The organism is Rosenbergiella sp. YN46 (genome assembly GCF_036620675.1).
Lineage (GTDB): Bacteria > Pseudomonadota > Gammaproteobacteria > Enterobacterales > Enterobacteriaceae > Jejubacter.
On record NZ_JAZHEE010000022.1, the window covers coordinates 14,516 to 40,794 of the forward strand.

Sequence of the window (26,279 nt, forward strand, 5' to 3'; positions counted from 1 at the left end):
ACGTTTCTCGCTCATTTAATCCTGGATGAATCCGTTATTCTACCTTGTTCCACGGCGAACATCTTCGAATTTTTATCCGCCATGTCTATTATATGTTCTGCGCTAATGGCGCTAACGAATACCTGTGACTGCGTGGCTTTCAGACGGCTGGCGAGCAGCCCGCGCCGCTGGTCGTCAAGCTCCGAAGCAAAGTCGTCGATCAGATACAGACAGCGCTGACCGCTTTCACGGGTCAGAAACTCCCCCTGAGCCAGACGCAAGGCGCACATCAGAAGCTTAAGCTGCCCGCGGGAAAGGGTATCTTCCACCGGCGCGCCGTCGGCCCGAATACGGAAATCCGCCTTATGGGGGCCATGGGCGGTATAAGTCAGCATGCGATCGCGCTCAAAGTGACGTTCCAGCACTTCCGCATAGTCACTCTCTTTTTCCCAGCCGCGCAGGAAAGAAAAACTCAGGGAAAATTCCGGCAAAAACTGGGCGCAGGTGTCCGCCATATCTTCGACAATGGCGGCGCTGTATTGCGCGCGCCAGCGGCTGATTTGCTCCGCCAGCGGCACCAGCTCCTGATCCCAGGGACGCAGCTGCGCGTAGCGGGTAACCTGACGCAGCGCGGCATTGCGCTGTTTCATCAGGCGCTTAAGGTTGCTCCAGGCCACGAAGAAGCCTGGCTCGTTATGAAAGCATCCCCAGTCAAGGAACGCTCTACGATACTTGGGGCCGCCGCCGAGCAAAGTAAACCCCTCCGGGGTTATTAACTGCATCGGCATCATCTTCGCCAGCTCCGCCACCCGGTGGCCATCACTGCCGTCGATACGCACCGTGCTATCGCCCTGGCGGTCTTTGGTCAGCCCGACAGCGGTTTCACGCTCGGTGCCCTGCAGACGACCATGCAGCACAAAGCTGGGCTGCTCGTGGCGAATAACCCTGCCCGTTTGCTGGCTGCGAAAAGCGCGCCCGTGCCCCAGGGTATAGATGGCCTCCAGCACGCTGGTTTTACCGCTACCGTTGGCGCCAACCAGAAAATTAAAACCCGAAGAGAGCGCGAGATCCGCATTTTCGATATTGCGGAAATCTTTGATAAGAAGGCGGGATAGAGACATATTCTTTTCCGGGCAGAAAACGGGGATCGCCGCTTCCAGGGCGTCGGCGGCGCAGCCAGTTTAAACACGGACAGCGCACAGACCCGGGAGCGTACACGAAGTACGTGACCGGGGCGAGCACTGCCCTGGTTTAAAATGGCAAGTAAGCCAGCCCGATATATTCTACAAGCGCATGGGCATGACGACATAGGCCGCCGCCTGACTGGCGCTATCTTCAATCTGCACGCTGGAAACTGAATCAGTCAGCAGCAGGCGCACATTTTCGCACTTCAGCGCGTTAAGCACATCCAGAATGTAGCTGACGTTAAAGCCAATCTCCATCTCGGTGCCGCCATAAGTGACGTCCAGAATCTCTTCCGCTTCTTCCTGTTCCGGGTTATTGGCAGTAATTTTCAGCTGATTTTCAGCCAGATAGATGCGTACGCCGCGGAATTTCTCGTTCGAGAGAATCGCCGCGCGGGCAAATGCCTGCTTCAGCAGATCGCAGCCCGCCTCCAGGGTCTTGTCCGGATTTTTCGGCAGTACCCGTCGGTAGTCAGGGAAACGACCATCCACCAGCTTGGAGGTAAAGATAAAATCACCGACGTGGGCACGGATATTATTACTGCCGATCTGTACGCGCAGCGGCGTATCTCCGCCGTCCAGCATACGCATTAGCTCAATCACCCCTTTACGCGGCACGATCACCGAATGGTCGGGCAACGCTTCGCCAATTGGCATAGAGCAGACCGCCAGACGGTGACCATCAGTCGCTACGGTGCGTAACTCTTCGCCCGCCGTTTCGAACAGCATGCCATTCAGGTAGTAACGCACGTCCTGATGCGCCATCGAAAACTGAGTCGCTTCGATCAAACGCTTCATGGTGGCCTGCGGCAGCGTAAACTCTACCTCACTCTGCCAGTCGTCCAGATTTGGGAAATCCGCCGCCGGCAGCGTGGAAAGCGAAAAACGGCTGCGCCCGGAACGCACCAGCATGCGATCGCCTTCCAGCTGTAGCGCAATCTCCGCCCCTTCAGGCAGACCACGGCAGATGTCGAAAAACTTACGCGCCGGAACCGTCGTGGCGCCAGGCTCGTGAGGATGCGACAGCGAAACCCGGGCGACCATTTCCATTTCCAGATCGGTGCCGGTCAGAGAAAGGGTACCGTCAGCGACCTGTAGCAGCAGGTTTCCGAGAATGGGGAGCGTCGGGCGACCTCCCAGCGGACCGCTCACCTGCTGTAGCGGCTTTAATAAATGTTCACGTTCAACGGTAAATTTCATAGCGTCACGAAGATAATGTTCTGATTAAATTGGAAAAATCTTCTTTAATATCGTGGCTCTCTTCACGCAACTGCTCGATTTTACGGCAGGCGTGCAGCACCGTGGTATGGTCACGACCCCCAAAAGCGTCGCCAATTTCCGGCAGACTATGGTTGGTCAGCTCCTTAGCCAGCGCCATCGCCATCTGGCGCGGTCTGGCTACCGAGCGGGAACGCCGCTTGGAGAGCAGATCGGCAACCTTGATCTTGTAGTACTCCGCCACCGTCTTCTGAATATTGTCGATGGTGACCAGTTTTTCCTGAAGTGCCAGCAGATCCCGCAGCGCTTCGCGAACAAAATCGATGGTAATCGCGCGTCCGGTAAAGTTAGCGTTGGCAATAACGCGGTTCAGCGCCCCTTCCAGTTCACGAACGTTGGAACGCAGGCGTTTGGCGATAAAAAACGCCACCTCTCCCGGCAGGCGGATATCGTTTTCGTCCGCCTTTTTCATCAGAATCGCCACGCGGGTTTCCAGTTCCGGCGGCTCAATAGCCACCGTCAGTCCCCAACCGAAGCGAGACTTCAGACGATCTTCCACCCCATTGATCTCTTTGGGGTAGCGATCCGACGTCAGGATGATCTGTTGATTACCTTCCAGCAGCGCATTGAAGGTATGGAAGAACTCCTCCTGAGAACGCTCTTTATTGGCAAAGAACTGAATATCGTCGATAAGCAGTGCATCCACCGAACGATAGTAGCGCTTAAACTCCTCAATGGCGTTGTTCTGTAACGCTTTTACCATGTCCTGCACAAAGCGTTCTGAATGCATATAGACCACTTTAGCGTTGGGCTTACGGGCCATGATGCCGTTGCCCACGGCGTGCAACAGGTGGGTTTTACCCAGACCGGTTCCGCCATACAGGAACAGAGGATTATAGGCGCCGCCCGGATTGTCCGCCACCTGGCGCGCCGCCGCGCGTGCCAGCTGGTTGGATTTACCCTCAACGAAGTTATCAAAGGTGTGTTTCAGGTTAACGTTGGAACGGTAGGACGGTTCAGCAGGCGCTGGCACGTTATCCCAACTGGGCATAACTGGCGCAGCCGCCACCCGCGCGCTCTGCTTTTCCGGCACCGCAACGCTTGCAGGCGCGTTTAACGTCTGGTTGACCGGCTTGACTCCGACCTCAAAACGCAGCAACGGCGCGTCGCTACCGCAAAAGTCATTAAGCAATCCGTTGATGTTATTCAGGTACTTATCCCTTACCCAATCGAGCACAAAACGGTTTGGCGCATACAGGGCCAGCGTGTTATCGCTCAGTTCCGCCTGTAGGGGGCGTATCCACATGCTGAATTCTGTGGCTGGTAACTCATCCTGCAATCGGGCAAGACACTGCTGCCAAAGCGAAAGTGACACGGCGGACTCCACTCGAACAAAAGTCGATCAAAAGACAAAAAACTGATTCATCATGATTGTTGACACACGCCGACAACCCGGTACGGGTAGCGTGCGAACCGCTATTTGCGGTTTTCCCCGAGATCTTGCTTAAGGATCCAGGATCCCGATCGGGACGCGGATCATAGCCTAAAGCGCGCCAGAGATCTTCTGTTTCTCACAGATTTCTCCCGATTTATCCACAGGGCTGCCCGGGACGGTTAAGTGTAAACGATCCTGAGCCAGACGCGCATGATTTCTGCCCGATATCAGAAAATTCAATGGCAGAGCACGCTTTTTTGCTAAGGCGATCGCCAGAAGATCCCGCAGGATCCTTGCACTTTAGCGAGTCCCCCGTATAATTCTCCACCCGGTGCGTAGCGCCCCGATTTTTCTGGGCTCTTCCTTATATAGAAAAGGCCAGAGAAATAAAGGAAGTGAATTGACTCCGGAGTGTACAATTATTACAATCCGGCCTCTTTGAATCCGCCACGACTTCGGCGTTGGTCGTTCGCTTACCGTGCGGGCATACGCAAAAGATCAGTGATATTAATTGTTTAGGTAGAAATCGCCATGAAACGCACTTTTCAACCGTCTGTACTGAAGCGCAACCGTTCTCACGGCTTCCGTGCTCGTATGGCAACCAAAAATGGTCGTCAGGTTCTGGCACGTCGTCGTGCTAAAGGCCGCGCTCGTCTGACCGTTTCTTCTAAGTAATAGCTAACCCTCTGTGGTTAAGCTCGCTTTTCCCAGGGAGTTACGTTTGTTAACTCCCGGTCATTTCACTTTCGTCTTCCAGCAGCCAGTCCGTGCGGGCACGCCGCAAATCACCATCCTCGGCCGCCTGAATTCGCTGGGGCATCCCCGTATCGGTCTTACCGTCGCCAAAAAGAACGTTAAGCGTGCGCATGAACGCAACCGGATTAAACGCCTGGTGCGCGAAAGCTTCCGCTTACGTCAGCATAAACTTCCACCGATGGATTTTGTGATAGTGGCGAAAAAGGGCGTAGCCGACCTCGATAATCGGGCGCTGTCGGAAGCACTGGAAAAGTTATGGCGCCGCCATTGTCGCCTGGCTCGCGAATCCTGATAGCCCTGATAAGGGTCTATCAGCGCCTGATTAGTCCGCTTCTCGGGCCGCACTGTCGGTTCACGCCAACCTGTTCGCACTACGGAATTGAGGCATTGCGCAGGTTTGGAGTGATAAAAGGCAGTTGGTTGACGATAAAACGCGTATTAAAATGCCACCCTTTGAACCCCGGTGGGGACGATCCTGTCCCGCCAGGACCATTTGATACCAGAGAACACTAACGATGGATTCGCAACGCAATCTCCTTATCATCGCTTTGTTGTTCGTGTCTTTTATGATCTGGCAGGCATGGGAGCAGGACAAAGCCCCGCAGCCTCAGCAGACTCAAACCACACAGACAACGAACAGCCAGGGTAGCGCCGCAAACCAGGGCGTGCCGGCCAGTGGCCAGGGAAAACTGATTACAGTTAAAACGGACGTCCTCGATCTGACCATCAACACCCGCGGCGGTGATGTTGAACAGGCGCTGCTGCTGACTTATCCAAAGGAACTGGGCTCTCAGGAACCTTTCCAGCTGCTGGAAACCACTCCGCAGTTCGTTTACCAGGCGCAGAGCGGCCTGACCGGTCGCGACGGCCCGGATAACCCGGCTAATGGCGATCGCCCGCTGTATAATGCTGCTCAGGACAGCTTTACGCTGGCAGACGGCCAGAACGAACTGGCGATTCCGCTGACATGGACCGATGCCGCAGGCAATACTTTTACCAAAACCTTCACTCTGAAGCGTGGCGAGTTTGCGGTAAATGTGGACTACAGCGTGCAGAACGCCAGTCAGAAGCCACTGGAGCTTTCAAGCTTCGGCCAGCTTAAGCAGACCATCGATCTGCCGAAGCACCGTGATACCGGCAGCAGCAACTTCGCGCTGCACACCTTCCGCGGCGCGGCTTACTCCACCAGCGACGAGAAGTACACCAAGTACAAGTTCGATACCATCGCCGACGGCGAAAACCTGAACCTGAACTCCAAAGGTGGCTGGGTCGCGATGCTCCAGCAGTACTTTGCCACTGCATGGGTACCCCGCACCGAAGGCGACAACCACTTCTATACCAACAAGTTGCAGGACGGTACTGCTGCCGTAGGTTATAAGTCCTCGCCGGTACTGGTTCAGCCGGGTCAGACCGGTAAGATTTCCAGCACTCTGTGGGTTGGCCCGGAAATTCAGGACAAAATGGCTGCTGTCGCCCCGCATCTGGATCTGACCGTAGACTACGGCTGGTTGTGGTTCATCTCTCAGCCGCTGTTTAAGCTGCTGAAGTGGATCCATAGCTTCCTGGGCAACTGGGGCTTCTCCATCATCGTCATCACCTTTATCGTGCGCGGTATCATGTATCCGCTGACCAAAGCACAGTACACCTCAATGGCGAAGATGCGTATGCTGCAGCCGAAGATTCAGGCGATGCGCGAACGTCTTGGTGACGACAAGCAGCGCATGAGTCAGGAGATGATGGCGCTGTATAAATCCGAGAAGGTGAACCCGCTGGGCGGCTGCTTCCCGCTGATTATCCAGATGCCTATCTTCCTGGCGCTCTACTACATGCTGATGGGCTCCGTTGAGCTGCGCCATGCGCCGTTCGCGCTGTGGATTCACGACCTGTCGGCCCAGGACCCGTACTACATTCTGCCGATTCTGATGGGCGTGACGATGTTCTTCATTCAGAAGATGTCGCCGACTACCGTGACCGACCCGATGCAGCAGAAGATCATGACCTTTATGCCGGTCATCTTCACGGTCTTCTTCCTGTGGTTCCCGTCCGGTCTGGTGCTGTACTATATCGTCAGTAACCTGGTGACCATCATTCAGCAGCAGCTGATTTATCGTGGTCTTGAGAAACGTGGCCTGCACAGCCGCGACAAGAAAAAGACCTGATAAGCGGTTCAGCTAACTAAATGCAGAAGGCGGTCTTAACGACCGCCTTTTTTATTAAGAGCCATTTTATGAATCATAACGACACTATCATTGCTCAGGCTACCCCGCCGGGGCGCGGCGGGGTAGGTATTCTGCGTATTTCCGGGCAACATGCCCGCGAGGTGGCTCAGGCGGTACTGGGTAAGCTTCCGAAACCGCGCTATGCCGACTATCTACCATTCCTCGACGTTGACGGCAGCGTGCTGGATCAGGGGATTGCGCTGTGGTTTCCCGGCCCGAATTCATTTACCGGCGAGGATGTGCTGGAACTTCAGGGCCATGGCGGCCCGGTCATCCTCGACCTGCTGTTAAAGCGCATTCTGCAGTTGCCCGGTTTGCGCATCGCCCGTCCCGGCGAGTTTTCCGAACGCGCGTTTCTGAACGACAAGCTGGATCTGGCACAGGCCGAGGCCATTGCTGACCTGATCGATGCCAGTTCAGAACAGGCGGCTCGTTCCGCGGTCGGCTCGTTACAGGGCGCTTTCTCCACCCGGGTGAATACGCTGGTGGAAGCGCTGACCCATCTGCGTATTTACGTCGAAGCCGCCATCGACTTCCCCGACGAAGAGATCGATTTTCTCTCCGACGGGAAGATAGAAGCGCAGCTTAACCAGGTCATTACCGATCTCGATGCCGTGCGCGCCGAAGCACGCCAGGGCAGCCTGCTGCGTGAAGGGATGAAGGTAGTGATTGCCGGGCGTCCTAACGCCGGAAAATCAAGCCTGCTTAACGCACTGGCAGGACGCGAAGCGGCGATCGTTACCGACATCGCCGGTACCACCCGTGACGTCCTGCGCGAGCAGATCAATCTGGACGGTATGCCGCTCCATATTATCGATACCGCTGGCCTGCGCGCCGCCAGCGATGAAGTCGAGCGTATCGGCATTGAGCGCGCCTGGCAGGAGATTGAGCAGGCGGATCGGGTACTGTTTATGGTGGATGGCACCACCACAGAGGCGACCGATCCGGCGCAAATCTGGCCAGATTTTATCGCCCGACTGCCAACAAAACTGCCTGTCACGGTGGTGCGCAACAAAGCTGACGTCACGGGGGAACCCATCGGCGCCAGCCAGATGCAAAACCATACCTTAATTCGCCTTTCAGCACGAACCGGCGAGGGAATGGCGCTGCTGCGCGACCATCTGAAGCAGAGCATGGGTTTTGATACCCGGATGGAAGGCGGCTTTATGGCCCGCCGACGCCACCTTCAGGCGCTGGAGCTGGCGGCACAGCATCTTCAGCAGGGGAAATCCCAACTGCTGGGCGCCCGGGCAGGTGAACTGCTGGCTGAAGAGCTGCGTCTGGCGCAGCAGCAGCTAAGCGAAATCACCGGCGAGTTCACCTCTGACGATCTGCTGGGCCGGATTTTTTCCAGTTTCTGTATTGGTAAGTAATCACTATCAGCGTCGGCTCCGAAGATCCGACGCTGATTCAGGTATCAGAATACATCCGCTATCCCATATCTGACTTTCGAACGAAAAAAAACCAGCCAATAGCACTAAATGCAAAAGGTTTTCTCCTGATTTATTCTGTTATCTCAGGTCTTTTTTCAAGAAAACACTTACGATTACTCCTTAATACCATTCATCACGGAGTGAAAAATGGCCATGCATTTCGCAAGAGGGATCATCAACCCAAGCTACCCCATATCCACCCGCCTTTCTGCGGAATGCCACGCCCAGGCCAGACAGATGCAGCCCTTCCGACGTAATCGCTTTCTGGCAACCCGGGCATTACTGGCCGAGCTAATGTTTATGCTTTACGGCACGGCCCAACTCCCGCCCATCATCCCCGGCCCCGGCGGACGCCTGTTTTTTGCCGATAATATCCCCGTCTCGTTCTCTCTGGCCTGCGCGGGAAATGTGGTAGGGGTGGCGCTTTCCACCAGCGGCGAGTGCGGGCTGGATATGGCACTACGCCGCAGCACCAGTCTGCCAGGCCCCGCCAGAAGCGAAAACTTTACCCGTACCGAACTCATCTGGATCAACAACCAGAGTGACCCCATTGAAGCCCGCATCCTGCTGACGACGCTAAGAAAAAGTGTAGGAAAACTTCTGGGCCCATCAGGAATGGAGGTAGAATTACAGCCTGGCGCGGGTCGTATGCGTCTTGAAGGCAAACACCGGATAGAGGCGCTTTGCGACGCCGAAGACATCCTGATATGGAGCCTGGCCGCCTCTCCAGAAGTCGGTACATTGCAGTTCTGGGAACTGGACAACCGTTACGGCTGGCAGGCTATCGCTGAAGAACAGCGTACCACTGGCGAGTCCATCAACCGAATGATGCGATTTACCTGCCATCAAAAGGAGAAAACGCTAACCTTTAACTCATCTCACACTTCCGCGACATAAGGAGTCACAATGTCAGAAAAACTGAAAGTTGTTACGCTGCTGGGCAGCCTGCGTAAGGGATCCTTTAACGCGATGGTGGCCCGCACGCTGCCGCAGGTGGCGCCGTCTAACATGGAGGTGAATCCCTTGCCTTCAATTGCCGACATCCCACTCTATGACGCCGATATTCAGGAGGAACAAGGGTTTCCTGCCACGGTAGAAGCCCTGGCTGAACAAATCCGTCTGGCGGATGGTCTGGTTATCGTTACCCCGGAATATAACTATTCGGTCCCCGGAGGCCTGAAAAACGCCATCGACTGGCTTTCCCGCCTGCCCGATCAGCCACTGGCAGGTAAACCGGTGCTGATTCAAACCAGCTCAATGGGCGTTATCGGCGGTGCCCGTTGCCAGTATCACCTGCGCCAGATTCTGGTTTTCCTGGATGCAATAGTAATGAATAAGCCCGAATTTATGGGCGGCGTAATCCAGAACAAAATCGATCCGGAAAGCGGCGAAGTTATCGATCAGGCGACCCGCGATCATCTTGGCAGCCAACTGACGGCATTTGCCAACTACATCGCCCGGGTCAGCATTAAGGCATAACCTTCCCTCCGCTCCCTGAACCAGGGGGCTTTTATCTGGCTTGAGTTTCTGTACCTGACGTTGGACATTAGGCTGGCTCTACTGGCTGCCTTTGATGCAGCACCAAAGTCTTCTACCTGGTTCATCTCTATTTGCTGAAGGGCTTTATCTTTCGTCGTTGTGGGGAAAAATTACGGAGAATGATTCGGTTTTAGCGCCGTCTGGCCGCTCAGGATCTGTCCCCTTGCGCTGACGATGATTCTGCTCTGGTCGGTGCCGGGTACACTGCGCCACAATCAGCACTGGCTTGACCAGCAAAACGCCAGCCCGAAGGCTGGCGTTTTTATTTCTTAAAAATCAGTCTACAAAAGCGATCTTAAGAATAAAAAGCAGCGCCACAACCACCACACACAGGCTAAGATCGCGCCAGCGGCCGGTAAAGACTTTCATAATGCAGTAAGAGATAAAGCCCAACGCGATCCCTTCAGTAATGGAGAAACTGAAGGGCATCATCACTGCCGTGATAAAAGCCGGTACCGCTTCCGTCAGATCGTCCCACTTCACCCGCGCCAGGCTGGAGGTCATCAATACCCCCACGTAAATCAGCGCGCCCGCGGCCGCGTAACCGGGCACCATTCCCGCCAGCGGCGACAGGAAGATAACCAACAGGAACAGAATGCCGACCACCACTGCCGTCAGGCCGGTACGTCCACCAATAGAGACCCCGGCGGTGGATTCAATGTATGCGGTAACCGAAGAGGTACCAATAAAGGCTCCACCAACCGAAGATACGCTATCCACAAACAGTGCCTGCTTCATTCGCGGGAATTTCCCCTGACTGTCGGTCAGTCCCGCTTTGTCCGTGACGCCAATCAGAGTGCCGGAAGAGTCGAACAGGTTCACCAGCATAAATGAGAAAATAACGCCTGCCAGGCTCAGATCGAGCGCGCCGGACAGATCCACCTGGCCCACCACAGAAGTGATTCCCGGCGGCATCGAGATCATGCCACCGTAGTGCACATCGCCAAACCACAGTCCCAGCAGCGTAGTCACTACAATGGAAATAAGTACTGCTGCGTGAATATTACGCGACGCCAGGATAGCAATGATAAAGAAACCCAGAACGCCCAACAGCACGCTGTGAGAGCTGAGATCGCCAATGGCGACCAGGGTTTCCGGATTGGCGACGATAATCCCGGCGTTTTTCAGGCCCATCATGCCAATAAACAGCCCAATACCACTGGTAATCCCCACTCTCAGCCCCAGCGGAATATTAGCTATCATCCAATAGCGGACGCGGAACAGCGTCAGCAACAGCAACCCAACGGCGCCCCAGAAAATAGCACCCATGCCCACCTGCCAGGAGAGCCCCATAGCCCCCACCACCACGAAGGCGAAAAAGGCATTCAGCCCCATCGCAGGCGCCAGGGCAACCGGCAGGTTGGCAAACAGGCCCATAAGGATACTGCCGAAGGCAGCAATCAGGCAGGTGGTGACGAATACCGCCTGGGTATCCATACCCGCCGCCCCCAGAATCTGCGGATTGACGAAAACGATATAGACCATGGTCAGGAATGTGGTAAAACCGGCTATCACCTCGGTGCGTACCGTCGTGCCGTGATCGCGTAATTTAAACACGCGCTCAAAAAGTCCCTGTTCCGCCGGACGGGGAGTCTGTTGTTGGCTCATTATCAGTTACCGAATTTTAAGAGGGGAAAAAATCCGCCGCTATCCTATACCAAAATGGCGCCGGGTTGACGGTAAATATGCACTTTTTTCATTGAAGTTGCTTATACGGCATCGATTGCGTGGCACAATTCCCCTTAACACTTACCTACAGGAAACAGCATGTCTCAGATAGAAGCGCTATTTTTCGATTGTGACGGAACGCTGGTCGACAGCGAAGTCATCTGTTCCCGTGCCTACGTGCATATGTTCGCCAGCTACGGTATTGAACTGGATCTGGAAACCGTTTTTAAACGCTTTAAGGGCGTCAAGCTCTACGAAATTATCGACATCATTAACCAGGAGCATGGCACCGCCCTGACCCGGGAAGCGCTGGAGCCAGTCTATCGCGCCGAAGTGGCTCGCCTGTTTGAAGCCGAACTGGAAGCCATTCCCGGCGCGCAATCCCTGCTGGACAGCATCAGTCTGCCCATGTGCGTGGTCTCTAACGGCCCGGTCAGCAAAATGGAACATTCGCTGGGTAAAACCGGCATGCTGCATCACTTCCCGCAGCGTTTATTCAGCGGTTACGATCTGCAACGCTGGAAGCCAGACCCGGCGATGATGTTCCACGCGGCGGAGGTAATGGGAGTGGACGTCCGGCGCTGCATCCTGGTAGATGACTCTATGGCGGGCGCCCAGGCCGGTATCGCCGCCGGTATGGAAGTTTTCTACTTCTGCGCCGATCCTCACAATAAACCCATAGATCACCCGAAAGTGACCACCTTTACCGACCTGGCGCAGCTACCGTCGCTGTGGGAAGCCCGGGGATGGAATATTTGTCACTAAACCAAACGGCTCTGTAAATGCAGGGCCGGAAATATCACTAATCAAGCGTTTTTCGATATGTCTTCAGGGCGATAAAAATAATAACAACTGCCAGACCCAGTAATGACAACAAATCCGGTAATAGCTCAATAACAGTATATCCTTTAAGCATCACTCCTTTCACTAATCGGATAAAATATGTCAAAGGCAGGCAGGAACCTATCACCTGAGCCCAGACAGGCATACTGATAAAAGGACTGATAAAACCAGATAGCATAACGGAAGGAATAAAATAGAAAGAAGACATCTGCAATGCCTGTAGCTGGCTTTTGGCCATACCAGAAATGCTAATACCAATGGCCAGACATAAAAAAATGTACAACACCAACACAAAAACAAGAAAAAAAATGCTGCCTGACAAAGGTATTTTGAATAAAAACACAGAGCAAATCACAATCATCAATGACTGAAAAACACCTATCATGACATACGGTGTTATTTTACCCAAAATAACTTCAAACCCTGTCACTGGAGAGATTAACAGATTTTCCATTGCCCCACTTTCTCTTTCACGCGTAATTGCCAGCGCAGTCATAAGAATAAGAGTAGTACTCAATATAGAGCCAATGATACCCGGTATAGTATTATATTGAGTTATCCCCTCAGGGTTAAACATTCTATGAATAACGAGTTCAAAATTATCTTGGACATCTGCCTTATCATATCTTAAAGCATCTGGAAGATCTCGTTGATACATATTTTTAGACGACTGAACCAGTGCGCTTAATGCGTTCCCAATTGTCATAGGATCAATAGCGTCACCCTGAATAAGAAGCTGAGGTTTTTCACCCCTAAGCATTTTTTTAGTAAACCCTTCAGGAATAGTTACAATAAATATAACATCACCACGAACAAAAGCATTTCTCGCTTCCTGCTCTGTTGCCATGGGGATAAAAGAAAAGTAATCCGTATTTTTTGCTGCTGTAACAAAAACCTGGCTCATCCTTTCTGCATCATAATTCAATAGCGCAGTAGGTATCTTATGCGGATCCATATTCACAGCATAACCAAGAATAATTAACTGAAAAAGCGGCGTTAAAAAAACCATTGCCACACTAACTTTATCACGTCGTAACTCATGAAATTCTTTAATTAAAACACCAAGCCAGCGCGTGAGCGAAAAATTAATTATTGTTCTTTTCATCATTATTTTTCATCAACCAGGTAAAAGCATCTTCAAGATTGGTTTCCACGGGGTTAATTTCATAATCCAGAGGAAGAATACGATGCAATGCGCTTAACAATCCCCCTCCCTCTCTGGCAGTAACATAAAGCGCATTGCCAAAAATAACCGTCTGCTCAACCTCACTCAATGCCTGAAGACGGATTTCCAGTTCAGAAAGTGCTTTTCCACGAATCTGTAGCGTCATAAGATTCTGCGCTTTAATGATTTCCCGAATAGTGCCATTGGCCAGTAAATTTCCATAAGAAATATATGCGATTTTATGGCAGCGCTCGGCTTCATCCATATAATGCGTACTGACAAGGATAGAAATCCCCTCATCCGAAAGCTGGTGAAGCGTATGCCAGAATTCCCGACGTGCCTTAGGATCAACACCGGCGGTAGGCTCATCAAGAAATAACAGCGAAGGACGATGCAACATACATGCCGCCAGAGCCATACGCTGTTTCCATCCTCCAGAAAGGACTTTCGCCAGCTGATGCTGTCGGGATGTCAACCCCAGATAATCCAGCGTTTGAGCAACCCGTTGCCTGGCATTTTCCAGCGCATATAGCCGGGAGATAAACAGCAGATTTTCACTTATCGTTAAATTTCCCCACATAGAAAAATGCTGAGTCATATAACCAATATGCTGTTTTATGGCTTCGCGTTGAGTAAAAATATCCATCCCCAGGCATTGTCCGCTTCCTGAGTCAGGCGTAATCAGGCCACACATCATCCGGATCGAAGTAGTTTTTCCACTACCATTAGGGCCGAGAAACCCGTAGATATCACCTTTTTTTACCTGTAATGAAAAATCTTTAACGGCATGGTTAGCACCAAAGTATTTATTCAGATTTTCAACATCAATGGACAGCTCACTCATTGAAGACCAACCCTACCTCTACAGGCTGTCCAGCCTTCAAAGCTAATGAAGCTGTCTGGTCAGGCCTGGCTTCAGCCATAAATAATAATTTCTCGCGGCGGGAAGCACTATAGATAACTGGCGGCGTATATTCGGCCTGAGCACTGATATAACTAATATTTCCCGAAAGAGATTTAGAACAACCATCGCAACTCAACCTGACTTTCTGCCCTAAAGAAAGAGCACCCAGTTTTTTTTCAGGAACAAAAAAACGAACTTTGATATTTTCTGGCGGCAATAAACTCATTACCGGGCGACCGGCAACAGGTCGCTCGCCAGGTAAATAAATAATATCGTAGACAAGCGCGTCCATCGGAGCCGTGATAACGTTTTGCTGCTCATCCCAGAGTGCTTTATCTAACTGTAGTCTGGCGGATTCTACCCGGGACTCCTGGTTTTTGATCTGCTCACTGCGCGCAGGGAGATTTTTTGCCTTTAACTGAGAAGTCAGTTCTTTAACCTGAGCCATTTTTTGAATGTAATCGTCTCTGGCTGCATCCCAGTCAGCTCCCGATATTACATGAGTTTGATAGAGCTTCCGATATCTATTCATTTGATTCTTTGCCATATCCGCCGCCGAATTTGCCCGTTCAAGCTGAGAACGAATAATGTCAAGTTCCTCGCTCCGTTCCCCGGTCTGGAGGTTTCTCAGCAGCGCCAGCTCGGCCTGATAATTTTTATCAGCGATATGCCTGGCATTTTCCGTTATAAACTGATCCATTAAAACCAGGCGTTGCCCCTTTTTAACCCTCATTCCCTTTTCTACAAAGACCTCCTTCACTTTCTCTGTTTGATTATGCGATAGATATACAAAGTCACCACTAACAAATCCTGATAAACTGTCATTAGCTGAATTATCGCATCCACACAGACTAAAAAATACTAAAGCAATCATCAGTTTTTTTATGATTAACATCATGATATACACATACTATATAATTAAAAAGCATGTGATTCATTCACACGCCGTGATTCTGGACAATAAAATATTATGCTAACTTTTGTTTGGCTATATAATGAGAGAAATAAGATTTTTTTAACTTAGAAATCTCACAAAAATTCAACCCAGCAATAGAATTAAAATGATCATCCACGGTGAAACAGAAAATCCGGGAGCCTCCGGGCTGATACCACTTTGCTGCCTGTTTATATGGCCATGGAAGTTCACAGCCCAGCTCACATAATTTTTTATTTAACACCTGCCAGTCATCTTCAAAACAACCACCAGAAAAAACACGTGTAATATCCTCATCATTTACCGAATAATAATTAGGCGACACACAGACATTATCACTATCGTAAAAATAAACATTAAAGAAATGCACAATTAGCTTACATGCATATTCTGGGTATGATTGAGGTATCGATAACACCCCCAGAAAATACTTACATTGGGGATAATTTATAACAAAGCTAAAAATACCTTTCCATAACGCATCAAGCGTTCCAGTTCTTTGATATTTATTTTGTATAAATCCCCTACCAATCTCAATACACTCATTTATTTTTGGAATAAACTCTTGCTGATAGTTAAAAATGCTATTGCTATATAATCCCTCAATTCCTTTCCTTTCAATTTGTACACCTGCAGGCATTAGTCGGTAGGCCCCCACGATCTCAAGTTCATCAGGGTCCCAAAGTATGATATGATAATATTCATTATCGTAAATATCATTGTCACGTCGATTCCTTGTCCCGGCGCCAATGGAGCGGTAAGTCAACTCCCGAAGGCGGCCAAGTTCTGCAATAACAGGTGAATATCCACCCTTTTGATACTGATAAAGAAAAAGAATCTTTCCATCATTCAATACTCTTAACTTCTTACCCTCATTAAGTTCTTTGAATAATTTAACGCGATCTTCAGGAAGAGCAACGGGAGGTAGTTCAGGGAGAATCGTTTTCTTCCCCTCTCCGATTCTTAAAACATGCTCCCTGATATTATCAGAAATCCAATCAATATTTTTCTTATCATTATAAACGGATGATAAATCTATTTGCTTCCCTATTTTAAGATGTATCTTTTTATCTTTATGACGAAGTAATTCACGCATGAACATAATGTTAGAAAGCTGTCGCCAGACAGTAGCCACCAAATAATATAGCAGTGAATTTCTTCCCGAGATATAAACCGGAACTAATGAAGCATTAGCCCTGACCGCAAACTGAATAAATCCGGTATACCACTGAGACTCTTTAATTCCTGTTAATGTTGCTTTAGCCAGACGACCTGATGGACAAATAATAAGCACACCGCCATTCTTCAAATGTTCATTGATCTCTTTAAACTGTTTTTTAGCGAACTTACCATGCATATTTTGAATGCCGATAGAGTTGCCTTCAATCGCTGGAAACATGATCTGAAGCAGGTGATTAGCGATGATTTTTATATCTTTTCTTACTACCGAGACAGTACTGACCAGAGCAAGCCCATCAACCAGTGAGGGGTGGTTTGATACGATAACAACAGGCCCTGTTGCCGGAATGTTATCATAATCATAGCAGTTAACATTTATCTGCAAATTTAGTTTTTTTGCAGCGGCATATACATATTCTAAGCCCCACCTGTCATTGATATCATTTAAAAATGGAGAAAAAAGTTTTTCGCCTAAAGCCCATTTAAATAATTTTTTTTGAATCAATGGTACCTGGCGCTCAGGGAAAAATTCATTAATAAGACGGTCAATAATATCCATAAATGAGCAAAACTCTCTTTAATAAAAAACGAAGAATTATTTTACATTCATAATTATGACGATTGCTGTGACAACTTTAATATATAAAAACAATATATCGTTCAGAGGTTAGCACTTCACATAACGAGGAGCAACCTCATAAATCCAAGAACACCGCCCATCATAAAATATAAAAAACCAAAAAAAACATACAAAATGGAATAATAACCGTCAAAAAACCAGAATAAATAAAAAGGAAAGAAAGCCATTGATAAAAAAAACGCTAAAAATCAATAAGTGATTAATCAGGTGTGATGATAATCAATAGCAGTTATCATATTGATATCGTCTGTTTTATAAAAATAATAAAGCAGTTTATTTTTTCAACCCCTATACAGTACAGGGACATAATTCAGACAAAAGGAAATTCATTTGATACGGTGTTATAAACCGAAGAATAACAGCTATATGACAGAAGCTGCGGTAAGATTATGGATGATAACGCTGGGATTTAGAAATTTACAGTGAAATATATCTCAGCGCCGCTATCAGAAAAATAATGATGCCATCATAATTCGGCGATGGCATCAGTGAATTAGCCCGTGCTATTCCTTAGGATCGCTGCCAGCCAGCAGCTTATCCAGTTCATCGCCCCCCACGTGACGGAAGTCCTGGCCTTTAACGAAGTAGAAGATAAATTCGCAAATGTTCTGGCAGCGATCGCCAATTCGCTCAATGGAGCGGGCGCAGAACAGCGCAGTCAATACGCTCGGAATGGTGCGCGTGTCCTCCATCATATGGGTCATCAACTGGCGGACTATGCCTTCATACTCCTGATCGACCTTCTTATCTTCCCGGTAGATGCGTACCGCTTCATCGATATCCATGCGGGCGAAGGCATCCAGCACATCATGCAGCATCTGCACCGTGTGGCGGCCCAGCGACTCCAGACTCACCAGCAGCGGCTGGTGCTGGCGAGAAAACTTCTCCAGCGCCGTACGGCAGATCTTATCCGCCACATCGCCTATGCGTTCCAGTTCGGAAATGGTTTTGATGATAGCCATCACCAGACGCAGGTCACTGGCTGTGGGCTGGCGCTTGGCGATAATGCGCACGCAGGCTTCGTCAATCTCCACCTCCATCATATTGACCTTTTTATCGCCTTCGATAACCCGCTGTGCCAGTTCGGCGTCCTGGTTATGCATGGCGGTGATGGCGTCGGTCAGTTGCTGCTCCACCAGCCCGCCCATGGTCATAATCTGAGTACGAATATGTTCCAGTTCAGCGTTGAACTGGCCGGAAATGTGCTTATTAAGGTTGAGATTATCCATCTGTTTCTCCCACGGTCAGCCGTAACGCCCGGTAATGTAGTCTTCGGTCTGTTTCTTCTTCGGCGTGGTAAACAGAGAATCCGTGTCGCTGAATTCGATCAGCTCGCCGAGGTACATAAACGCAGTGTGATCCGAACAGCGCGCTGCCTGCTGCATATTATGGGTAACAATCACCACGGTGTAGTCTTGCTTCAGTTCGGTAATAAGCTCCTCAATACGCCCGGTGGAGATGGGATCCAGCGCTGAGCATGGCTCATCCAACAGCAAAACGTCGGGGCGAATCGCAATACCACGGGCGATACACAGACGCTGCTGCTGACCGCCAGACAGCGAATAACCGCTCTGATGGAGCTTATCCCTGGTTTCATTCCACAGCGCTGCTTTAGTCAGCGCCCACTGTACGCGTTCGTCCATATCGGCTCGCGACAGTTTTTCAAACAGGCGCACGCCGAAAGCGATGTTATCGTAAATCGACATCGGGAATGGCGTGGGTTTCTGGAACACCATACCAACTTTCGCGCGTAGCAGGGCAATGTCCTGGCTCTGGGTCAGAATATTTTCGCCATCCAGTAAAATTTCACCTTCCGCGCGCTGTTCAGGGTAGAGTGCGAACATCTTGTTGAAGGTTCGCAGCAGCGTCGATTTCCCGCAGCCGGAAGGGCCAATAAAGGCCGTTACCTGATTTTTAGCGATATCCAGACTGATATCCTTCAGGGCATGGAATTTCCCGTACCAGAAGTTCAAATCACGAACCTGAATCTTACCCGGGGTGGTTTCAACCATACTCATTAGCTTCTCTTTCCTCATCCGGCGCCGCCAGCAGCCACGCCGTACTTATTAACCGTGTTTACGTTTCGCAAACAGCACGCGCGCCACAATATTCAGCAACAGAACGCACAGTGTGATGATCAATACTCCGGCCCAGGCCAGTTCCTGCCATCCGGCGAAGGGACTCATGGCGAACTTAAAGATAGTGACCGGCAGGTTGGCTATCGGCTGCATCATATCGGTGCTCCAGAACTGGTTGGAGAGCGAAGTAAACAGCAGTGGTGCCGTTTCACCTGCGATACGTGCCACTGCCAGTAGCACACCGGTAATAATTCCGGATACGGACGCTTTCAGGGTAATAGCCGAAATCATCTTCCACTTCGGCGTACCAAGCGCATAAGCGGCCTCACGTAAACTGTCCGGTACCAGCTTGAGCATATTTTCCGTGGTGCGAATCACAATAGGCACCTGTAGCAGCGCCAGTGCTATCACCCCGGCCCAGCCAGAGAAGTGCTGCATCCGGGCCACCACGATGGTATAGACGAACAGACCAACCACGATGGAAGGAGCCGACAGCAGAATATCGTTGATAAAGCGAATCACCTCTGCAAGCCACGACTTACGGCCATACTCAGCCAGATAGATGCCCGCCATAATACCCAGCGGCGTGCCGAAGACGGTGGCCCACACGATAAGCAACCCGCTGCCGACCAGGGCGTTCGCCAGACCGCCCCCTTCAGAGTTAGGCGGCGGCGTCATTTCAGTAAACAGCGACAGCGACATACCGTCGATGCCACGCGCCACCGTAGCGAACAGAATCCAGATCAGCCAGAACAGGCCGAATGCCATCGTCGCCATCGACAGCGTCAGCGCGATACGGTTCTTCAGACGGCGTCTCGCCTGCATTTTGCGACGCGATTCCGCCAGGGTCGCCGCCGTTTGTAGTTCCATGGTAGCCATTAGCGTGCCCCCTCATTCTTAGCCAGTCGGCGAATCATCAGCCTGGAGACAGCCAGCACGATAAAGGTAATCACAAACAGAATAAGCCCCAGCTCCATGAGTGCTGCGGTATGCAGACCGGATTCCGCTTCGGCGAACTCATTCGCCAGCGCCGAAGTAATGCTGTTGCCTGGCATATAGAGTGAAGCGCTATCAAGCTGGTAGGTATTACCGATAATAAAGGTCACTGCCATGGTTTCGCCCAACGCGCGACCCAGCCCCAGCATCACGCCGCCAATCACCCCATTTTTGGTGAACGGTAGAACGATACGCCAGATAACTTCCCAGGTAGTGCAGCCGATACCGTAGGCAGATTCCTTCATCATCACCGGCGTCTGCTCAAACACGTCGCGCATCACCGAAGCGATATAGGGGATGATCATAATGGCAAGAATAATGCCTGCCGCCAGGATCCCGATCCCGAAAGCCGGGCCAGAGAACAGCTCACCGACAATAGGGATCGATGACAGCACGTTGCCGACCGGCTCCTGAAAGTAAGTGGCGAACAGTGGAGCGAAGACAAATAACCCCCACATGCCGTAAACGATACTGGGAATCGCCGCCAGCAGTTCAATGGCGATACCCAGCGGACGTCGCAGCCAGCCGGGAGCCAGTTCAGTCAGAAACAGCGCAATACCAAAACTTACCGGCACAGCGATAATCAGCGCGATGGCCGACGTTACCAGAGTGCCATAAATCGGCACCAGCGCACCGAAGGTATCGTTGGGCGCATCCCACTCTTTAGACCACAGGAAGCTGAAACCGAACTTTTCAATGCTCGGCCAGGAAGAGACTATCAGGGAGACGATAATTCCACCCAGCAGAAACAGGACAATCAGCGCAGCCAGTTTTACCAGCGCGCCGAACAGAATGTCGCCCTTTTTGCCAGGAGGTGTAAATGCAGGCCTGCTTGCTGCCATAAACTCACTCAACTTAATCAGTATTGAAGGCCGGCGACCCGGCCTTCTGGAAAGGCTTATTTATACAACGGGTTACCGCTGCTGTCCTTAACGCTGGTTTTCCACGCGGCGCGAATCTGTTCAACCACGCTTTCCGGCAGGGTGGCATAATCCAGCTTTTTAGCTTCATCGCCGCCATTTTTGTAGGCCCAGTCGAAGAACTTCAGTACTTCGGTGCCCTGCTCTGGCTTCTTCTGATCCTTATGTACCAGAATAAAGGTGGCGGAAGAGATCGGCCATGCTCCTTCAGCGCTTTGGTTGGTCAGATCCTGAGCAAAGGTTTTGCTCCAGTCCGCGCTTTCAGCAGCTTTAGAGAAGCTCTCTTCTGTCGGGCTGACCGGCTGTCCGCTGCCTGAAATCAGTCTGGTATAGGCCAGTTTGTTCTGCTTGGCGTAAGCATACTCAACAAAGCCGATAGCACCCGGCAGACGCTGAACAAAGGCGGCGATGCCATCGTTGCCTTTGCCGCCCAGCCCCGTCGGCCACTTCACGGTAGTCCCGGCGCCGACTTTCGACTTCCACTCTTCATTCACTTTAGACAGATAACTGGTAAAGACATAGGAAGTGCCGGAACCGTCGGCGCGACGCACCACGGCAATGTTCTGCTCAGGCAGCTTAATCCCCGGGTTCAGTTTGGCAATCGCCGGATCATTCCACTTCTTAACTTTGCCCAGATAGATATCGCCCAGGGTTTTGCCATCCAGCGTCAGCTCGCCAGACTTAACGCCTGGCAGATTAACCGCCATCACCACCCCGCCAATCACGGTCGGGAACTGGAACAGACCACCGTTTTGCAGCTTTTCATCGGAGAGAGGGGCGTCGGAAGCGCCGAAATCAACGGTATGGGCGATGATCTGTTTTACACCGCCAGAGGAGCCAATCCCCTGATAGTTAACTTTATTTCCCGTAGATTTCTGATAGCTGTCGGCCCATTTGGCATACACCGGAGCAGGAAAGGTGGCGCCCGCGCCAGTCAGGCTTGCCGCTGCAAAAGCGGAAAACGCGCTCAGAGAGAAGGTCGCGGCGACAACAGTAGCGACGGTGGTACGCATTACGTTCATAGTGTCTCCTGCAGGGGTCATCATTTGCTGTGTAAGAAGCCTGTGCTCATTGCCTCATCGTCCACGCCAGGCTCTCATGTGACTGCATGGACAAAATAGGACAGTTTGGTGACAGCAACATGTACTAATTATGACAGTTTTATGACAACAGGCAGGCTGGAGTGGGTGAGACAGGCATAGATAATTCCATAAAGTCTCCCTAAAAACGCCACAGTTTGAATTTATACTTTTCGTTATCCACAGAAAAAGAAGGGGTAACAGATGGTTAAATCATTTCTCATCGGAGCCGGCATGCTCTGCCTGATGGTTCCACTTTACGCCAGTGCCGGAGACAACCTGCAATTCTCAGGGTTTTCATCCACCGGTGCGCGGCTGGTAACCTCCGACGGCAGCCCCGACATCAATGGCGTCATCCACTTAAATACTACCGATAACCCGAGCATAGAGTCATTAAAGCAGACCCAAAGCGATGTGGAGCAGCTGAAACGCGATCGGGATGAATTAAAGCGCCAGATAGAGGATACCGGTAAGCAATCAGGCGAGAATATGAAACGCCAGCTGGATGAGATGAAAAAAGAGACCAGCAACCTTAGCAAGAAAATAGACGATCTTTCCCGGGAAAACGACGCCTTAAAGCGCAATCAGGAGAGCAACGCGCGTGAAATAGGCTCGCTGAAACAGGAAATCAGTCAGTTGAGTAGCAAAATAAAGTAAAAAAAACCCGCCAGTCGCGGCGGGTTTTTCATAGACGATAACCAATTATTCTACCGTAACCGACTTCGCCAGGTTTCGCGGCTGGTCCACATCAGTGCCTTTAATCAGTGCCACATGGTAGGACAGCAGCTGTAGCGGAACGGTATAGAAGATAGGCGCAATCTCCTCTTCCACATGCGGCATCTGAATGATGTGCATGGTTTCGCTGTCTACAAAGCCAGCTGCCTCATCGGCAAACACGTAGAGATGGCCGCCACGGGCACGCACCTCTTCGATATTGGACTTCAGTTTCTCCAGCAGGTCGTTATTCGGTGCAACCACGATAACCGGCATATCAGCATCGATCAGCGCCAGCGGGCCATGCTTCAGCTCACCGGCGGCATAGGCTTCGGCGTGAATATAGGAGATCTCTTTAAGCTTCAGTGCCCCTTCCAGCGCGATGGGGTACTGATCGCCACGCCCCAGGAACAGCGCATGGTGCTTATCAGAGAAGTCTTCCGCCAGAGCTTCAATACGCTTGTCCTGAGCCAGCATCTGCTCGATACGGCTGGGCAGAGTCTGCAGTGCATGCACGATATTGTGCTCGACATTTGGATCCACGCCTTTCAGACGACCTATTTTCGCCACCAGCATCAGCAGCACGGTCAGTTGGGTAGTAAAGGCTTTGGTGGAAGCCACGCCGATTTCAGTGCCCGCTTTGGTCATCAGCGCCAGATCGGATTCACGCACCAGCGAAGAACCCGGCACGTTACAGATAGCCAGCGAGCCCAGGTACCCAAGCTCTTTCGCCAGACGCAGCGCCGCCAGCGTATCGGCGGTTTCACCGGACTGGGAGAGGGTGATAATCAGGCTGTTACGGCGCACCGCTGACTTGCGATAGCGGAATTCAGAAGCGATCTCCACATCGCAGGGAACGCCAGCCATGGCTTCAAACCAGTAGCGGGACACCATTCCGGAGTTGTAGGAGGTACCACAGGCTACTATCTGGATATGCTCAACCTTTGACAGCAGTTCGTCGCTGTTCGGGCCCAGTTCACTCAGATCCACAGTACCGTGACTGATACGTCCGGTCAGGGTGCTCTTAATAGCGTTCGGCTGCTCGTAGATCTCTTTCTGCATATAGTGACGATAGCCGCCCTTATCGCCGGCATCATACTGCAGATTCGACTCCACCTCTTCACGCGTGACCGGCTCGCCGGAACGATCAAAAACGGTGATGCTGCGACGGGTTACTTCCGCGATATCGCCCTCTTCCAGGAACATAAAACGGCGGGTTACCGGCAGCAGAGCCAACTGATCGGAGGCGATAAAGTTTTCACCAACGCCCAGACCAATCACCAGCGGGCTACCCGAGCGGGCCGCCAGCAGGGTGTCCGGATTACGGGTATCCATAATCACGGTGCCGTAAGCGCCGCGCAACTGAGGTATGGCGCGCAGCACCGCTTCACGCAGACTGCCGCCCTGTTCCATTTCCCAGTGAACCAGATGAGCGATAACTTCGGTATCAGTCTGGGAGATAAACTGATAGCCTCGCGCTTTCAGGGTTTCACGCAGCGGCTCATAGTTTTCGATAATGCCATTGTGTACCACCGCGATATGCCCGGAGACATGCGGGTGAGCATTCACTTCAGACGGTTCGCCGTGGGTCGCCCAACGGGTATGCGCAATACCCGTGCCGCCATGCAACGGGTGCTCTTCAGCAGCCTGCGCCAGCGCCTGAACCTTCCCCAGACGACGCAGACGGGTCATATTCCCCTGTGCGTCGACCACTGCCAGACCGGCGGAGTCATAGCCCCGGTATTCCAGACGGCGTAGCCCTTCGAGAAGAATTTCTGCAATATCACGTTGCGCGACCGCGCCAACAATTCCACACATCGTATTGATTCCTTAGATCAAGGCGTTTCCGCCTGCGTTGTCGCTGACCTGTTATTCCGGTTTTCCCGGCCCCCGAGCCTTTGTAGAGAGTGGGGTTATTTTTATAAGCACTGCTCCCCCTCTCCCGGAAGGAGAGGGGCAAAAATTATTTTTTCTTCACCGGACGCTGCCAGCCCTGAATATGAGTCTGCTTCACCCGGCTGATGACCAGCTCGTTTTCCTGGATATCGCGCGTCACGGTGGTGCCCGCACCGATCGTCGCACCGCGCGCCACGCTGACCGGCGCTACCAGTTGGGTATCGGACCCCACAAAAACGTCGTCGCCAATCAGGGTCTTATGTTTGTTAGCGCCATCATAGTTGCAGGTGATGGTTCCGGCGCCAATATTTACGTTATCACCTATCTCGGCATCTCCGAGATAGGACAAATGCCCGGCTTTAGAACCTTTACCCAGTCGCGCTTTTTTCATTTCGACGAAATTCCCCACGTGGGCGCCTTCCGCCAGCTCGGCGCCTGGGCGCAAACGCGCGAACGGCCCAATGGTACAGTCGGCCTCCAGATGGGCATCTTCTACCACGGTATAGGGACTAATTTCGCAGTTATCGCCAATGATGCTGTTTTTAATCACACAACCGGCACCAATTTTAACCCGATCGCCCAGCGTAACCTGGCCTTCCAGAATCACATTAGCATCGATCTCGATATCACGGCCATGGGTCAAACTGCCGCGCAGATCGAAACGCTGGGGATCGCGCAACATCACGCCCGCCAGCAGCAGCTTTTCCGCCTGCTCAGCCTGATAAACCCGCTCCAGCCTGGAAAGCTGCAGTCTGTTATTAACGCCTTCCACTTCACTCAGACGCTGCGGATGAACCGCGGCAATCTCGCGACCTTCCTGATAAGCCATGGCGATGATATCGGTAATATAGAATTCGCCCTGGGCATTGTTGTTATCCAGTTGTCCCAGCCAGCGCTTCAGGTCGGCGCCCCCTGCCACCAGAATGCCGGTATTGATCTCATTTATCTGGCGCTGGGCCTCGCTGGCGTCTTTATGTTCGACGATACCTGTCACCCGACCATTTTCCCGGGTGATGCGACCATAGCCAGTGGGATTGGCCAGTTCTACGGTCAACAGGCCAATGCCGCCCTGTGGCTTCGCTTCACGCAGGCGCGCCAGGGTTTCCACTGAAATCAGCGGCACGTCGCCGTAAAGCATCAGGATATCTTCATCATCAGCGAAAAACAGCGCCGCCTGCTGCATGGCATGACCGGTTCCCAATTGCTCGGCCTGCAACACCCAGTTCAGCGCATCGTTCTTCAGCGTCTGCTTCAGTAAATCACCGCCGTGACCATAAACCAGGTGAATCTGACGCGCCCCCAGTTCGCTGGCTGCATCAATGACATGCTGCACCATCGGCTTACCCGCAAGGGTATGCAGCACCTTGGGGAGATCGGAATACATGCGAGTACCTTTGCCTGCGGCAAGGATCACTACGCTCATCGCATTATGTGACATACGCATCCTGAATATGTTGAGTGAAAAAAGTAAAGCGGTTTAGCTTTGAAAATTCTACATAT

At 51.6% G+C, this 26,279-nt stretch carries 24 protein-coding genes; 9 read left to right on the plus strand and 15 right to left on the minus strand.

Annotated elements, in window-relative coordinates; genetic code table 11:
- Positions 1-11: 11 nt before the first annotated feature.
- The 3 genes from recF to dnaA form a co-directional block, all read right to left on the minus strand.
- On the minus strand, positions 12-1,100 hold the full coding sequence (gene recF, locus V3W49_RS15120; RefSeq protein WP_500146590.1) for a DNA replication/repair protein RecF: 1,089 nt from the start codon (positions 1,098-1,100) through the stop codon (positions 12-14).
- 162 nt (positions 1,101-1,262) lie between these two features.
- Positions 1,263-2,363, minus strand: a complete 1,101-nt coding sequence (dnaN, locus tag V3W49_RS15125) for a DNA polymerase III subunit beta (protein WP_500146591.1) — start codon at positions 2,361-2,363, stop codon at positions 1,263-1,265.
- 4 nt (positions 2,364-2,367) lie between these two features.
- A complete protein-coding gene (gene dnaA, locus V3W49_RS15130) occupies positions 2,368-3,756 on the minus strand; it encodes a chromosomal replication initiator protein DnaA (RefSeq protein ID WP_500146592.1) in 1,389 nt (462 codons plus the stop codon).
- 591 nt (positions 3,757-4,347) lie between these two features.
- Between dnaA and rpmH the strand changes: the two genes are divergently transcribed.
- The 7 genes from rpmH (at position 4,348) to V3W49_RS15165 (ending at position 9,703) form a co-directional block, all read left to right on the plus strand.
- Positions 4,348-4,491 carry a 50S ribosomal protein L34 gene (gene rpmH / locus V3W49_RS15135; RefSeq protein WP_004906236.1) on the plus strand — a complete coding sequence of 48 codons (144 nt, stop codon included), beginning with the start codon at positions 4,348-4,350 and terminating at the stop codon, positions 4,489-4,491.
- 13 nt (positions 4,492-4,504) lie between these two features.
- Entirely contained in the window at positions 4,505-4,864 is a 360-nt protein-coding gene (gene rnpA, locus V3W49_RS15140; protein WP_138095066.1) for a ribonuclease P protein component, read from the plus strand.
- A complete protein-coding gene (yidD, locus tag V3W49_RS15145) occupies positions 4,828-5,085 on the plus strand; it encodes a membrane protein insertion efficiency factor YidD (RefSeq protein WP_138095065.1) in 258 nt (85 codons plus the stop codon). The genes rnpA and yidD overlap by 37 nt, the downstream gene beginning before the upstream one ends.
- 2 nt (positions 5,086-5,087) lie before the next feature.
- Positions 5,088-6,731, plus strand: coding sequence for a membrane protein insertase YidC (gene yidC, locus V3W49_RS15150; RefSeq protein WP_500146594.1), 1,644 nt, complete (start codon positions 5,088-5,090; stop codon positions 6,729-6,731).
- Positions 6,732-6,799: 68 nt separating this feature from the next.
- On the plus strand, positions 6,800-8,164 hold the full coding sequence (gene mnmE / locus V3W49_RS15155; protein ID WP_500146596.1) for a tRNA uridine-5-carboxymethylaminomethyl(34) synthesis GTPase MnmE: 1,365 nt from the start codon (positions 6,800-6,802) through the stop codon (positions 8,162-8,164).
- A gap of 207 nt (positions 8,165-8,371) precedes the next feature.
- Positions 8,372-9,121, plus strand: coding sequence for a 4'-phosphopantetheinyl transferase family protein (locus V3W49_RS15160; protein WP_500146597.1), 750 nt, complete (start codon positions 8,372-8,374; stop codon positions 9,119-9,121).
- 9 nt (positions 9,122-9,130) lie between these two features.
- Complete coding sequence (locus V3W49_RS15165) at positions 9,131-9,703, plus strand: NADPH-dependent FMN reductase (RefSeq protein ID WP_500146599.1); 573 nt, start codon at positions 9,131-9,133, stop codon at positions 9,701-9,703.
- A 336-nt stretch (positions 9,704-10,039) separates the two neighbouring features.
- Here V3W49_RS15165 and V3W49_RS15170 read toward each other — a convergent pair whose 3' ends face one another.
- Entirely contained in the window at positions 10,040-11,371 is a 1,332-nt protein-coding gene (locus V3W49_RS15170; RefSeq protein WP_500146600.1) for an NCS2 family permease, read from the minus strand.
- Between the two features lie 159 nt (positions 11,372-11,530).
- Here V3W49_RS15170 and yieH point away from each other — a divergent pair, with 159 nt between their 5' ends.
- Positions 11,531-12,196, plus strand: coding sequence for a 6-phosphogluconate phosphatase (gene yieH / locus V3W49_RS15175; protein ID WP_500146601.1), 666 nt, complete (start codon positions 11,531-11,533; stop codon positions 12,194-12,196).
- Positions 12,197-12,233: 37 nt separating this feature from the next.
- Here yieH and V3W49_RS15180 read toward each other — a convergent pair whose 3' ends face one another.
- The 9 genes from V3W49_RS15180 to pstS form a co-directional block, all read right to left on the minus strand.
- Positions 12,234-13,379, minus strand: coding sequence for an ABC transporter permease (locus V3W49_RS15180; RefSeq protein WP_500146659.1), 1,146 nt, complete (start codon positions 13,377-13,379; stop codon positions 12,234-12,236).
- Positions 13,360-14,283 carry an ABC transporter ATP-binding protein gene (locus V3W49_RS15185; protein WP_500146603.1) on the minus strand — a complete coding sequence of 308 codons (924 nt, stop codon included), beginning with the start codon at positions 14,281-14,283 and terminating at the stop codon, positions 13,360-13,362. Before V3W49_RS15185 ends, V3W49_RS15180 begins: the two co-directional genes overlap by 20 nt.
- Entirely contained in the window at positions 14,276-15,241 is a 966-nt protein-coding gene (locus V3W49_RS15190; protein ID WP_500146604.1) for an HlyD family secretion protein, read from the minus strand. Before V3W49_RS15190 ends, V3W49_RS15185 begins: the two co-directional genes overlap by 8 nt.
- 70 nt (positions 15,242-15,311) lie before the next feature.
- Positions 15,312-17,015 (minus strand): bifunctional lysophospholipid acyltransferase family protein/GNAT family N-acetyltransferase, encoded by a 1,704-nt coding sequence (locus V3W49_RS15195; protein ID WP_500146606.1) that lies wholly within the window; start codon positions 17,013-17,015, stop codon positions 15,312-15,314.
- Positions 17,016-17,599: 584 nt separating this feature from the next.
- Positions 17,600-18,325 (minus strand): phosphate signaling complex protein PhoU, encoded by a 726-nt coding sequence (gene phoU / locus V3W49_RS15200; RefSeq protein WP_154775945.1) that lies wholly within the window; start codon positions 18,323-18,325, stop codon positions 17,600-17,602.
- A gap of 15 nt (positions 18,326-18,340) precedes the next feature.
- Positions 18,341-19,114 carry a phosphate ABC transporter ATP-binding protein PstB gene (pstB, locus tag V3W49_RS15205; protein ID WP_500146608.1) on the minus strand — a complete coding sequence of 258 codons (774 nt, stop codon included), beginning with the start codon at positions 19,112-19,114 and terminating at the stop codon, positions 18,341-18,343.
- A gap of 48 nt (positions 19,115-19,162) precedes the next feature.
- A complete protein-coding gene (gene pstA / locus V3W49_RS15210; RefSeq protein WP_500146610.1) occupies positions 19,163-20,053 on the minus strand; it encodes a phosphate ABC transporter permease PstA in 891 nt (296 codons plus the stop codon).
- Entirely contained in the window at positions 20,053-21,012 is a 960-nt protein-coding gene (gene pstC, locus V3W49_RS15215) for a phosphate ABC transporter permease PstC (RefSeq protein ID WP_500146612.1), read from the minus strand. Before pstC ends, pstA begins: the two co-directional genes overlap by 1 nt.
- Positions 21,013-21,068: 56 nt before the next feature.
- Positions 21,069-22,112 carry a phosphate ABC transporter substrate-binding protein PstS gene (gene pstS / locus V3W49_RS15220; RefSeq protein WP_500146614.1) on the minus strand — a complete coding sequence of 348 codons (1,044 nt, stop codon included), beginning with the start codon at positions 22,110-22,112 and terminating at the stop codon, positions 21,069-21,071.
- A 261-nt stretch (positions 22,113-22,373) separates the two neighbouring features.
- Between pstS and V3W49_RS15225 the strand changes: the two genes are divergently transcribed.
- Positions 22,374-22,826: a hypothetical protein gene (locus V3W49_RS15225; protein WP_500146615.1), complete on the plus strand. Its 453-nt coding sequence runs from the start codon at positions 22,374-22,376 to the stop codon at positions 22,824-22,826.
- Between the two features lie 45 nt (positions 22,827-22,871).
- On the opposite strand, the gene glmS is transcribed toward V3W49_RS15225, so the two are convergent.
- Together glmS and glmU are read right to left on the minus strand one after the other, a co-directional pair.
- Positions 22,872-24,701 carry a glutamine--fructose-6-phosphate transaminase (isomerizing) gene (glmS, locus tag V3W49_RS15230; protein WP_500146617.1) on the minus strand — a complete coding sequence of 610 codons (1,830 nt, stop codon included), beginning with the start codon at positions 24,699-24,701 and terminating at the stop codon, positions 22,872-22,874.
- A 145-nt stretch (positions 24,702-24,846) separates the two neighbouring features.
- Positions 24,847-26,217 carry a bifunctional UDP-N-acetylglucosamine diphosphorylase/glucosamine-1-phosphate N-acetyltransferase GlmU gene (glmU, locus tag V3W49_RS15235; protein ID WP_500146619.1) on the minus strand — a complete coding sequence of 457 codons (1,371 nt, stop codon included), beginning with the start codon at positions 26,215-26,217 and terminating at the stop codon, positions 24,847-24,849.
- Positions 26,218-26,279 lie beyond the last annotated feature (62 nt).